This is a genomic window from Mammaliicoccus sciuri (assembly GCF_002901825.1).
Taxonomy (GTDB): Bacteria; Bacillota; Bacilli; order Staphylococcales; family Staphylococcaceae; genus Mammaliicoccus; species Mammaliicoccus sciuri.
Genome location: NZ_PPQD01000034.1, coordinates 286,606 through 299,049, shown reverse-complemented (window position 1 = coordinate 299,049; position 12,444 = coordinate 286,606). Strand labels below are relative to the sequence as shown.

At 31.7% G+C, this 12,444-nt stretch carries 11 protein-coding genes; 2 read left to right on the top strand and 9 right to left on the bottom strand.

Annotated elements, in window-relative coordinates:
- Position 1 precedes the first annotated feature (1 nt).
- From dnaJ to lepA, 6 genes are all read right to left on the bottom strand, one after another.
- A complete protein-coding gene (gene dnaJ, locus CD035_RS12875; RefSeq protein ID WP_048539687.1) occupies positions 2-1,135 on the bottom strand; it encodes a molecular chaperone DnaJ in 1,134 nt (377 codons plus the stop codon).
- A 94-nt stretch (positions 1,136-1,229) separates the two neighbouring features.
- Entirely contained in the window at positions 1,230-3,065 is a 1,836-nt protein-coding gene (gene dnaK, locus CD035_RS12870) for a molecular chaperone DnaK (RefSeq protein WP_048539686.1), read from the bottom strand.
- Between the two features lie 44 nt (positions 3,066-3,109).
- Complete coding sequence (gene grpE, locus CD035_RS12865; protein ID WP_048539685.1) at positions 3,110-3,697, bottom strand: nucleotide exchange factor GrpE; 588 nt, start codon at positions 3,695-3,697, stop codon at positions 3,110-3,112.
- Positions 3,698-3,724: 27 nt separating this feature from the next.
- Positions 3,725-4,699: a heat-inducible transcriptional repressor HrcA gene (gene hrcA / locus CD035_RS12860; RefSeq protein ID WP_048539684.1), complete on the bottom strand. Its 975-nt coding sequence runs from the start codon at positions 4,697-4,699 to the stop codon at positions 3,725-3,727.
- Positions 4,700-4,815: 116 nt separating this feature from the next.
- Positions 4,816-5,934, bottom strand: coding sequence for a radical SAM family heme chaperone HemW (hemW, locus tag CD035_RS12855; protein ID WP_048539683.1), 1,119 nt, complete (start codon positions 5,932-5,934; stop codon positions 4,816-4,818).
- A 54-nt stretch (positions 5,935-5,988) separates the two neighbouring features.
- Positions 5,989-7,812: a translation elongation factor 4 gene (lepA, locus tag CD035_RS12850; protein WP_048539682.1), complete on the bottom strand. Its 1,824-nt coding sequence runs from the start codon at positions 7,810-7,812 to the stop codon at positions 5,989-5,991.
- Positions 7,813-8,046: 234 nt separating this feature from the next.
- Here lepA and rpsT point away from each other — a divergent pair, with 234 nt between their 5' ends.
- Entirely contained in the window at positions 8,047-8,298 is a 252-nt protein-coding gene (gene rpsT, locus CD035_RS12845) for a 30S ribosomal protein S20 (RefSeq protein WP_025904213.1), read from the top strand.
- A 74-nt stretch (positions 8,299-8,372) separates the two neighbouring features.
- Here rpsT and holA read toward each other — a convergent pair whose 3' ends face one another.
- Complete coding sequence (holA, locus tag CD035_RS12840) at positions 8,373-9,347, bottom strand: DNA polymerase III subunit delta (RefSeq protein WP_048539681.1); 975 nt, start codon at positions 9,345-9,347, stop codon at positions 8,373-8,375.
- A 91-nt stretch (positions 9,348-9,438) separates the two neighbouring features.
- Here holA and CD035_RS12835 point away from each other — a divergent pair, with 91 nt between their 5' ends.
- Positions 9,439-9,576, top strand: coding sequence for a YqzM family protein (locus CD035_RS12835; protein WP_075577996.1), 138 nt, complete (start codon positions 9,439-9,441; stop codon positions 9,574-9,576).
- 35 nt (positions 9,577-9,611) lie between these two features.
- On the opposite strand, the gene CD035_RS12830 is transcribed toward CD035_RS12835, so the two are convergent.
- Both CD035_RS12830 and CD035_RS12825 read right to left on the bottom strand, forming a co-directional pair.
- Entirely contained in the window at positions 9,612-11,924 is a 2,313-nt protein-coding gene (locus CD035_RS12830) for a DNA internalization-related competence protein ComEC/Rec2 (protein WP_048539680.1), read from the bottom strand.
- A gap of 15 nt (positions 11,925-11,939) precedes the next feature.
- Positions 11,940-12,395 (bottom strand): ComE operon protein 2, encoded by a 456-nt coding sequence (locus CD035_RS12825; protein ID WP_037588364.1) that lies wholly within the window; start codon positions 12,393-12,395, stop codon positions 11,940-11,942.
- Positions 12,396-12,444 lie beyond the last annotated feature (49 nt).

Sequence of the window (12,444 nt, the reverse complement as noted above, 5' to 3'; positions counted from 1 at the left end):
GCTATTCTCCTTTAAAAAACTTTTTGGCTCTGTCTTTAAAGCTTGATGGTTGTTCTGTAATTGTTTCTCCACCTATTTCTGCAAACTCACGTAATAGTTCTTCTTGTCTTTCAGTCATTTTATCTGGTGTTACAACTTTTACAGTTACAAAGTAATCACCTTTACCGTAACCATGAACGTTTTGAACACCTTTTTCTCTCAATCTAAATTGTTTACCAGTTTGCGTACCTGCTGGAACGGTTAATGATACATTGCCAGTTAATGTAGGAACAGTAATTTCATCACCAAGTGCTGCTTGAGGGAATGATAGATTTAAATCATAGAAGATATTGTCTCCATCACGTCTAAATTTACTGTGTGGTTTCACTCTGAATACAACATATAAATCGCCTGCAGGTCCACCATTTATACCTGGACCACCTTTACCAGCTAAGCGAATTTGTTGGTCGTTATCTACACCTTCAGGTACTTTCACTTTGATTGTAACTTTTTTGTTTTGAGTTCCTTTACCATGACAATCTGAACATTTTTCTTCAAATACTTGTCCAGAACCTTCACATTCAGGACAAACTTTTTGTGTTTGCATTCTACCTAGAATTGTATTTTGTTCAACTGTTACATGACCTTGTCCGTTACAGTACGTACAAGTTTTTTTATTAGTGCCAGGTTTAGCACCATTACCATGACAAGTTTCACATTCCACATCTTTACGAACTGTAATATCTTTTTCAGTACCAAATACAGCTTCTTCAAATGTTAATGTCATGCTATATTGTAAGTCATCACCTTGTCTTGGAGCGTTAGGATCTCTTCTAGCGCCACCGCCACCAAAGAATGATCCGAATATATCTTCAAAGCCACCGAATCCAGAGAAGTCTTGTCCTCCAAACCCTTGTGATCCACCGAAACCTTGTTGCGGACCACTATGACCGAATCTGTCGTATTGCGCACGTTTGTTTTCATCGCTTAGCACTTCATATGCTTCTGAAATTTCTTTAAACTTTGCGTCAGCACCTTCTTCTTGATTGATATCAGGATGGTACTTTTTTGATAATTTACGATAAGCTTTTTTTATTTCATCTTTAGAAGCATCTTTGGAAACGCCAAGCACTTCATAATAGTCTCTTTTTGCCAATGTAATCTCTCCTTTACACACTGATTTATAATACGTATATGAATTAAAAAAGTCAAAGCCAATCACATTGACTTTGACTTTTTAATGATTAGTATTATTTTTTATCGTCTTCGTTGACTTCTGTATATTCAGCATCAACTACGTCATCATCGTTTGAAGTAGATTGGCCTTCAGCGCCTTCAGCACCTTGTTGTGCTTGTGCAGCTTGTTCATACATTTTAACAGATAATTGTTGTACGATTTCTTGAAGTGCATCTTTTTTAGCTCTGATATCTTCTATATCAGTACCTTCAAGTGCTTTTTTCAATTCTTCTTTAGCTTCTTCAGCTTTAGCTTTTTCGCTTTCATCAACGTTATCGCCAAGATCAGTTAAAGTTTTTTCAACAGTAAATACCATTTGGTCTGCTTCATTTCTTAAATCGATTTCTTCACGACGTTTTTTGTCTGCTTCAGCATTTTTCTCTGCATCTTGAACCATACGATCGATTTCTTCATCTGATAATGATGAGCTTGATTCAATCGTAATTTTTTGTTCTTTGTTTGTACCAAGATCTTTAGCTGTTACATTAACGATACCATTTTTATCGATATCAAACGATACTTCGATTTGTGGCACACCACGTGGAGCTGGTGGAATATCCGTTAATTGGAATCGACCAAGCGTTTTGTTATCTGCTGCTAATTGACGTTCACCTTGTAATACGTGAATATCAACTGCTGGTTGGTTATCAGCTGCAGTAGAGAATACTTGAGATTTAGATGTTGGAATTGTTGTATTTCTTTCGATTAATACTGTAGATACGCCACCCATAGTTTCGATACCTAATGATAATGGTGTAACGTCAAGTAATACTACGTCTTTAACATCACCAGTGATTACGCCACCTTGAATTGCAGCACCCATAGCTACTACTTCATCAGGGTTAACACCTTTGTTAGGTTCTTTACCGATTTCTTTTTTGATTGCTTCTTGAACAGCTGGGATACGAGTTGACCCACCAACTAAGATAACTTCATCGATATCAGAATTAGATAATCCTGCATCTTTCATAGCTTGGCGAGTTGGACCCATTGTTCTTTCTACTAAATCGCTTGTTAATGATTCAAATTTAGCTCTTGAAAGTGTTGTTTCTAAGTGTAATGGACCATTTGCGCCACCAGAGATGAATGGTAATGAAATTTGAGTTGAAGATACGCCTGATAAGTCTTTTTTAGCTTTTTCAGCAGCATCTTTAAGACGTTGTAATGCCATTTTATCTTGTGATAAATCTATGCCATTTTCTTTTTTGAATTCTTCAACTAAATATTTAATGATAACGTCATCGAAATCGTCACCACCAAGTTTATTGTCACCTGCAGTTGCTAATACTTCGAATACACCGTCACCTAATTCAAGGATAGATACGTCGAAAGTACCACCACCAAGGTCAAATACTAATACTTTTTGATCAGTTTCAGTTTTATCTAAACCGTAAGCTAATGCTGCTGCAGTTGGTTCGTTAATAATACGTTCTACTTCTAAACCAGCGATTCTACCAGCATCTTTAGTTGCTTGACGTTCTGAGTCATTGAAATAAGCTGGAACTGTAATAACAGCTTTTGTTACTTTTTCACCTAAATAACTTTCAGCAGTTGATTTTAAGTTTTGCAAAATCATAGCTGAGATTTCTTGTGGTGTATATTCTTTATCTTCAACTTTTTCTTTATAATCAGTACCCATATGACGTTTAACTGATTGAATTGTATTTGGGTTAGTTACTGCTTGACGTTTAGCAACTTCACCAACTTGTGTTTCTCCATCTTTAAATGCAACAACTGATGGTGTTGTTCTGTTACCTTCTGGATTTTGGATTACTTTAGGTTCTCCACCTTCTAATACTGAAACTACTGAATTTGTTGTACCTAAGTCTATACCTATTACTTTACTCATAAGAATTATTCCTCCAATTTATTATTAATTAATCATCGAGTTCATTATTCGTTTACTTTAACCATTGCTGGTCTTAAAACACGATCTTTCAATTTATATCCTCTTTGTAACTCTTCAGTTACAACACCTGATTCAAAGTCAGGATTATTATCTTGCATAACTGCTTGATGTACATTTGGATCGAATGGTTGATTGTATGATTCGATTTCTTCTAAACCATTATCTTTTAATGATTTAAGTAAATCGTTATAAACCATGTCTACACCTTTTTTGAAAGTTAAGAAGTCTTCAGACTCACCTTCTTGTTTAAGTGCACGATCCATATTATCTAACGCAGGTAATACATCTGTAAGTACACGTTGTGCTTGATAATCTTTAGTAATGCTTACTTCTTGTTTCATTCTACGTTTATAGTTTTCAAACTCAGCATATAAACGTAAGTATTTTTCTTCTTCTTCATTTGCTTTTTGTTTAAGTTGTTCGAGTTCAGCTTCCGGAATTTCGACTACTTTATCTTGCTCAACCTCTTCAACATTCTCTTCAGTTTCATTTGCTTCTACTTCTTCAGTAGCGACAGATTGAGTTTGATCGTTTGTTTCATCGAATTGTTCATTTTGCTTTTCTTCCGTCATTTCATGCCCTCCATTTTCTTTCCTTATTTAAAAATGATTCAAAAGTTGAATCACTTTGTTATAATGCATTGCAGTTGGACCAATAACGGCTAAATGACCAGTTATATCACCAGAAATTTCATAATTGGTACTAATAATTGAAATACCATGTAAATCTTTATTAATTTCCTGTCCAATTTTGACACTTATCGAATCATTTGATGTTTCATTTAAAAATTGAGCGATACGTTCAGATTCAAGATACTTTAAAATCGATTGAATCATAGATACATTCGTTACATCTAACGCATCAATTAGGTGCATCTTACCACCTAGAAACATTTCTTCATTATGATCATTAATTTGCGTTAATAACGCTTGTTTAAAATTATTAATAAATTCATGATCAATGAATGACAACGATAATGATTCTAACGTTTTTATCATTGTAGTTAAAGTATTTTGCTTAAAATACTGGTTTAAGTAGTTCATAAATTTCTCAATCTGTAATTGATTTAAAGATTCATGAATTTGAATATGAACTTTCTCTACATAACCATCAGTAAATACAATGACGCCCATGAGATGAGTTGGGCTGACTCTCACAAAATGAATTTCAAATATAAATCTTGAAAATTTATTAGGTCCGAGTACTACAGTTGTATAATGTGATCGATTTGAAATTTCTAATGCTAACCATTTAAGCATTGCGTTTACATCATATTGATTTTTATCTTGAAAATGTTCAAACCAATTTAAGCTTTTCTTACTTTGAGATTTAGACTCAAGTAATTGATTAACATAATACTTAATTCCTTGTTCAGAAGGAATACGACCTGATGACGTATGCGTCTTCTCAAGAAGGTTCAAATCTTCTAATTGTTTCATTTCATTTCTAACTGTCGCTGGACTAATCGGCAATTGATGCCTTTCAATAATCGACTTAGAACCAATTGGTTGTCCTAACTCAACATAATCCTCAACAATTACATTCAAAATTTGTAATTGCCTCTCAGTAATCATGTCATCACCTCGATTAGCACTCTATCTTCCTAAGTGCTAATTATAATTTATCAAATTGGTCAAAGAAAGTCAACGTTAAAGCATTCAATTTTTATATCTTTTTTAAATACATATTTTTAGCTTAATAAAAACTTCTCAAACACTTCATTTCCGATTATTTGTCCGCGATTACTTAGGCGTAAATAGTCTTTCTCATCCAGTAGTAACTCTTGTTCGATGAGTTCTTTCACATGTTGACCAAATACATCTTCTATTGATTGGTCAAATTTATTCTGGAATTTAGTTTTGGACACACCTTTTGTCATTCTTAATCCAAGAAACATTTCTTCTTCCATTTGTTCTTTCAATGAAACTTCTGTACTTTGCAATACTGGCATTTTACCATTCATTAACTTCTTAATATATTGATTAACCGGATTAATATTTCCATAGCGCACACCATTAATATAGCCATGTGCACCTGCACCGAAACCATAATATTCTTCATTTTTCCAATATACTTTATTATGAAGAGATTCATGTCCTTCTTTCGAGAAGTTAGAGATTTCATATTGATTAAGGGTAGAGCCTGCTAATTTCTTTTTCAAATGTTGATACATTTCTTCACCTAAATCTTCATTAGGTAATTTTAAACGCCCTTTTCTATATAAATTGTAGAATTGTGTCTTTGGTTCAAGTATAAGTGCATAACTTGAAATATGATCTACATCAAGTGATAGTGCTTTATTGAGTGAATCATCAAATTGTTCTATTGTTTGACCAGGTAAGTGAAACATAAGATCTAAACTTACAGAAGGGATTTTATGTTTTCTAGATAAAGTAACTGCTTTTTCAATATCGTCACTATGATGAGTTCTTCCTAATACTTTTAACAATTCATCATCAAATGTTTGAACACCTAATGATAATCTATTCACACCATATTGTTTGAGTAATTTTATTTTTGCTTCTGTTAATTCATCTGGATTAGCTTCAAAAGTATATTCTTTTGTAATCACAAATAAATTGTTAATAGCTTGAAGTAATCTTTCAAGTTGTGCTTCAGATAATGCTGTTGGTGTACCTCCACCTACAAATACTGTCTCAACTTCTTTATCTTTTCTCGTTGACATCTCTTTTATCAAACAATCTAAGTACTCATCTACCGGCTGATTAGCAATATAGAACTTATTAAAATCACAATAAGTACAAATTCTCACACAGAAAGGTATATGAATATATACACTTTTTGCCATATAAACGCTCCTTTAAAAATAGAAACAGCTACATATTATGCAGCTGTTTCAAAATTATTCTTCATCCATTTTAAGCACGGCTAAGAATGCATCTTGTGGAATTTCCACATTACCTACTGATTTCATCTTAGCTTTACCTGCTTTTTGTTTTTCAAGTAACTTACGTTTACGGCTAATATCCCCACCGTAACATTTTGCTAAAACATTTTTACCCATAGATTTAATGTTTGTTCGAGCTACTATTTTATTACCAATTGCTGCTTGAACTGGTACTTCAAATTGTTGTCTAGGGATTAATGTTTTTAATTTATCTACTATTGCTTTACCTCTATCGTATGCAAACTCTTTATGGACGATAAAGCTTAATGCATCCACTTTATCTCCATTTAATAAAATATCCATTTTTACAAGTTTACTTTCTTGATACCCGATTAATTCATAATCAAATGATGCATAACCTTTCGTATTCGATTTCAACTGATCAAAGAAATCAAATACGACTTCAGATAATGGAATTTCATAAATAATATTTACACGAATATCATCTAAATAATCCATCGTCTTAAAGTTACCACGTTTTTTCTGACAGAGTTCCATTACAGCACCAACATAATCATTCGGAACCATCATTGTTGCTTTAACATATGGTTCATAAATTCTGTTGATTTTTTGTGGGTCTGGAAATTGTGACGGGTTATCAATTTGTAATTTTTCGCCATCTGTTAATTCACATTCATAAATAACTGATGGTGCAGTCGCAATAAGTTCAATATTAAATTCTCTTTCAATTCTTTCTTGAATAATTTCCATGTGTAGTAAACCTAAGAAGCCTGTTCTGAAACCAAAGCCTAATGCTTGAGAAGTTTCAGCTTCAAATTCTAAAGATGCATCATTAAGTTGAAGCTTTTCAAGCGCTTCTCTTAAATCATTATATTTACTATTATCGATTGGATATAATCCACAGAATACCATTGGATTCATCTTTTTATACCCTTTTAAAGGCTTCTCAGCAGGTCTGTCAGCTAAAGTGATTGTATCACCAACATTGGAATCTCCAACATTTTTAATTGAAGCTACAATGTATCCTACATCTCCGACAGATAACGTATCAACTGGAAGTTGTTTCGGTGTATTAATCCCCACTTCAGTAACTTCAAATGTCTTACCTGTAGACATCATTTGAATTTTGTCTCCAGCTTTAACTGAACCTTCAACAACACGTATAGAAGAAATTACACCTCTATAAGCATCAAAAGAAGAATCAAAAATAAGCGCTTGTAGTGGGTTATCTGGATCACCTTCTGGAGGTGGTACCATTTCTACAACTTTCTCTAATATGTCTTCAATTCCAATATTAGATTTAGCACTTGCAAGTACTGCATCACTTGCATCTAAACCAATTACATCTTCAATTTCTTGTTTAACACGCTCAGGTTCAGCTGCAGGTAAATCAATTTTATTGACAACAGGTATTAATTCTAAGTCGTTGTCTAAAGCTAAATATACGTTCGCTAACGTTTGTGCTTCGATACCTTGTGCAGCATCTACAACTAAAATCGCACCTTCACATGCTGCTAGTGATCTTGAAACTTCATATGTAAAATCGACATGCCCCGGTGTATCAATTAAATGTAAGATATATGTTTCCCCATCTTTAGCAGTATAATTTAATCTAACAGCATTAAGTTTGATTGTTATACCACGTTCTCTTTCAAGATCCATAGAATCTAATAATTGTTCTTTCATATCACGTGATTCTACACTTTTAGTATTTTCCAAAATTCTATCAGCTAACGTAGATTTACCATGGTCAATATGAGCAATGATAGAAAAGTTTCTAATTTTATTTTGGCGCTCTAGGCGTTTAGTTCTGTCCATTTGAACTCCAACTTTCTCGTTAATTTTACATGTATTAAATGTAAGTCGCATCTTTGATATGATACCGTCTTTATGAAATAAATGCAAACGTATTATCAAACTATCAATAAAGTGTTATGCTTTATAAGGAATGTGTAAATAATCATTGCACTTATGCCCTACATTTGATAAAATATTTTTTGTTGCAATCAAAAATTCTTTGATCACGGACAACATATTTAGGAGGTGACTCTCATGCCAAACATTAAATCTGCTATTAAACGCGTTGCTGTTACAGAAAAGAAAGACGCTGCTAACATTTCACAAAAAAATGATATGCGTTCAGCTGTTAAAGCTGCTAAAACTGCAATCGAAAACAATGCTGAAAACAAAGCTGAATTAGTTTCATTAGCTGTTAAAAAAGTTGATAAAGCTTCTAAAAACAATCTAATTCATTCAAATAAAGCTGATAGAATTAAATCAAGCTTAATGTCAAAAGCTAACTAATTATGTGAGAGCGTGACACAGAACATTCTGTGTCACGCCCTTTTTTTATGGAGTGAAAGACTGGCCATTACATCTTATATTTTTAAAATGAAAAGTTCTAGTATGAGCACTTTATCCATATATGAAGATTTCAATTGGTAATCTGTATCAGCACAAATATCGATAGTTGCTAATAATCGATCAAGTGATAGCTTTCTCGTAATACGAAGTGCCAGTTTAACCCTATATGGGTGTACACCAATCGTTTTAGCAATTTGTTGTTCGCTATAATGTTTACCAGCAAGAATTTTACATTGATAATACAAGCGATAATTACTTGTGATTAACGCTAAAAGCTTAATCGGCTCTTCTTTCATATTGATTAAGTCTTTCAGTAAATTAATAGATTTTTCTTTTTGACCTTTTTGAATATATTCCGTTAACAAAAATACATTCTGTTCTAGAGAACGACTTACAATTTCTTTAACGTCTTGTTTATTAATAACCGCTTCATCGCCAATAAATAACACCAATTTATCTAATTCTGCTTTAATAATGTTAAATTGTATACCTGTTAGTTCTAAAAATGCTATTAAAGCATCCTCTTTAATATCTTTATATTGTTCATGCAAATAAGATTTAATCCACTGTTTAATTTCTTGTTCGGTCATTTGGTCAATTTTATTAAGTCTTGCATTCTTCTTAACTGTTTTAACGAGTTTCTTTCTTTCATCTAATTTCTCATTAAACACATCAAATACGACTAACGTTTCACCATCATACTGTTCAATAAATTGAATTAATTGATCGGTATTTTGATTGATTTGAGTACTAACTTTTTCTCCTGTAAAAAGGTAAGCATTCTTAATATGTACGACTTTTTTGTCTGAGAGGAATGGTAAAGTTAATGATTCTTCTATCGCACTTGAAATAGGTGTTTCATATAAATCAAATTTAACATAGTTAAAATCGTCTCTTTCTCCATCTAAATATTGATTTATAATTTCGTCAGATTTTTTCTCAATAAGTGCATTTACTGCACCATAATTCAATACAATATTGTCTTCCAAAATAAGTCTCCCTCTCTTATAAAGTTCTAATTAAGTATAGCATTTTTAAGTTTAATATCATATAATGAAAGTAAGTATAGGAGGGAGTCATATGAACAGATTTGAAGGTGAAAATACTCAAGGGCGTAACAATGATGTTAAAGACTCTGGATTTGGATTTATAATTGGTTTCGTATTCTTAGCAGCAATTTATATTATTGCACAAGTATTCAGTCTACTACCAAACTAATATATCAAATCCATTTATATAAAGCTTACAAACGACTACTGTCGATTGTAAGCTTTTTTATTATGTTCTTGTAGTCCATTTGTCATAATCATATTATCTTTATTGATTTCAAATTGTACCATTCCGTAATCTTGTGTATTGAACACTTTACAATCGCTTTGTTTAAGTTTATTTACAATGGCTTCTTTTGGTAGCCCGTGCCTATTATGTCGACCAGAACTTATGACACAAATATGAGGCTTTGCTTTTAATAAAAAGCTATCACTTGTACTTGTTAAACTACCATGGTGTGCTACTTTTAAAATATTATAATTCCCTTTAAGTTGACTCAAAATACTATGCTCTACTTTTTCTGTTGCATCACCTGTTGTTAATATTGTTCTGCCAAACGTTGTGATCTCAGTAACGATTGATGTATCATTCTTATCTTCATAATTCAGACTATTTTGGTTAAAAAACTTATATGTCGATTCTCCAATCTTTAATTCATTCAAATTTGAACTATCTATAATTTGTGTGTTCGTTTGTTTAAGCTCTTCTAGCAAATGTTTTAATTCACGATTGTCCCAAGTCTTCTTGTTGATAATTAAATATTTAATCGATACTTTTTTACTTAAAGTAGCTAATTCTCCCATATGATCTGCATGTGGATGCGTGATGATTAAATAATCAATTTTTTGATAACCATTTTCTTTAAGTTCCGGCTCGATAATTGAATCTGTATAATTCGATATTTTACTTCTAGTTTGCCACGGTTTCTTCTTCAATTTATCTTTACCACCAGTATCAATCATCACAATTTGATTTACATCATGATGATAAGCAATCATAGCATCTCCTTGACCAATATCAAGAAATTTTAAAACAACCTCGTTGTGGTTAAAATGATATGTGATTGCAATGACTAACATTGTGAAAAGTAGTAAAGATTTTATATATTTCCTTTTAATAAATAACATTAACACTAAGACTACAATAACGAGAATGATAAAATATATCCATTCCGATAGATTTCTTACGATTAACTCATTTATGGGAATACGACTCATAACATCTATTAATTTAAAAGTTTGATTCATACAAATTTCTATTAACATTGTAAATAAATTAGGAACATTAGCAAAAGTGGCAAACATCAACATGAATAACATCACAAGTGGAAAAATAATTAATTCAAAAAGTGGAATAAAAAGAAAGTTTGTGATAAAACCTAGCCATTGAAAAGCATTAAAGTGAATCAGTAATATGACAAAGGAAGATAATTGAGATACGACATTAATCGTAATGATTTTGTGGATTGTATTGAAAGACTTTATAAGTGGTACACATAAAATGATAAACGTAGAGACGATATAAGATAATTGGAAACCAATATCGAAAATAATGTGAGGATTATAAATTGTATAAACAATGAAAGTGATAGATAGTATTTGTAAAGCGTCTATTTTTATGACTTTATTCAAAATCATATAAACCATTACTACCCCTACTGCTCTAAGAACACTCGGACTTAAACCAGTTAAAACAGCATATATTGGTAACATTATAAATATCATATTCTCGGCATGATGATATTTGATGTTCATTCTAAGTAATAATTTAAATAAAAATATATTTAACAATGCGACATGTGATCCACTTACAGCATATAAATGATATATACCTAATTTTTTAAGTTGATCTATTCTTTCTTCACTTAAATAACTTGTATCACCTAACGTGAGCGCAATAATATCATCAACACCATCTATATCAAGTTGTTTCATCTCATGAATTAAATTCGTTCGATATAGTTGAATACGTTCAATCATATTTAATGGTCGATTCGAACAAGTATTTAAAAATAAGTTTTCTATCTTAATAACACCTTTAATATCATGATTTTGCAAAAACTCAAAGTATTGAAATTTTAATGCGTTAGTATTAGGCAAAGTTGAATTAACAGAGTAAGTAATACGGCAATTTTTCAAATAAGGCATTTCCTTCAAAAATTTAAGCTTTTCTTTTTCACTTTTAATCGTATAAAAAGCTTTATATGTATGATTATGGATTTGCCCTTCAGCTTGAAAGCTGTCTCCATCAAGCGTTAACTTATCTCCAAACTGAATCATTTCAGTATAATTTTTATGATTTTTTGAAACATTAAATGATTCGTAATATTGCAATGGATCATTCGGATAAATTAAGCAACCTATAATAAAAAATATAAAGCTCATCACCAAAATTTTTAATGATTGCCATTTAATATAGCAACTTATAACTAAGATAATGAGCATGAATATACTTACATAAGGATGTACAAAGAAAATTAAACCGGACAATAAATAAAGTGCAAAATAAAACCACATCTTAAATATTAGTCCTTACTTCAAATATTTAATAATGTCTTCTGGATGGAAATTAATTTTTTCGTAGTGTACACCAGACTGTTCTAACAGTTGTATTGCATATGTATGATTATGATAATCGTCTGCATAATAAATTTGTTTAATACCAGCTTGTATAATTGATTTCGTACAGTTTAGACAAGGGAAATGTGTAACATAAATAGTTGCACCTTCAGAAGAAACTCCTAACTTAGCACATTGTATGATCGCATTCATTTCAGCATGAATGGTTCTAATACAATGACCGTCCACTACAAGACATCCATTATCTATACAATGTTCTTCTCCTGAAACAGACCCATTATATCCACCAGCAATCACTCTATTATCTTTAACGATTGTTGCACCGACAGATAATCTTTCACATGTTGACCTTAATGATAATAGATGACTTTGAGCCATAAAGTATTCTTTCCATTCAATTCTATCCATTACACATCGACCTACCTTTCATATATTCTTATTGTAAAATTTAACAAGT

What these genes read in the sequence shown, in the direction of transcription:
- hrcA (WP_048539684.1), bottom strand. Translation starts at nt 4,699, where the DNA reads ATGATTACTGAGAGGCAATTACAAATTTTGAATGTAATTGTTGAGGAT.
- rpsT (WP_025904213.1), top strand. Translation starts at nt 8,047, where the DNA reads ATGCCAAACATTAAATCTGCTATTAAACGCGTTGCTGTTACAGAAAAG.
- CD035_RS12835 (WP_075577996.1), top strand. Translation starts at nt 9,439, where the DNA reads ATGAACAGATTTGAAGGTGAAAATACTCAAGGGCGTAACAATGATGTT.
- hemW (WP_048539683.1), bottom strand. Translation starts at nt 5,934, where the DNA reads ATGGCAAAAAGTGTATATATTCATATACCTTTCTGTGTGAGAATTTGT.
- CD035_RS12830 (WP_048539680.1), bottom strand. Translation starts at nt 11,924, where the DNA reads ATGTGGTTTTATTTTGCACTTTATTTATTGTCCGGTTTAATTTTCTTT.
- CD035_RS12825 (WP_037588364.1), bottom strand. Translation starts at nt 12,395, where the DNA reads ATGGATAGAATTGAATGGAAAGAATACTTTATGGCTCAAAGTCATCTA.
- lepA (WP_048539682.1), bottom strand. Translation starts at nt 7,812, where the DNA reads ATGGACAGAACTAAACGCCTAGAGCGCCAAAATAAAATTAGAAACTTT.
- dnaK (WP_048539686.1), bottom strand. Translation starts at nt 3,065, where the DNA reads ATGAGTAAAGTAATAGGTATAGACTTAGGTACAACAAATTCAGTAGTT.
- grpE (WP_048539685.1), bottom strand. Translation starts at nt 3,697, where the DNA reads ATGACGGAAGAAAAGCAAAATGAACAATTCGATGAAACAAACGATCAA.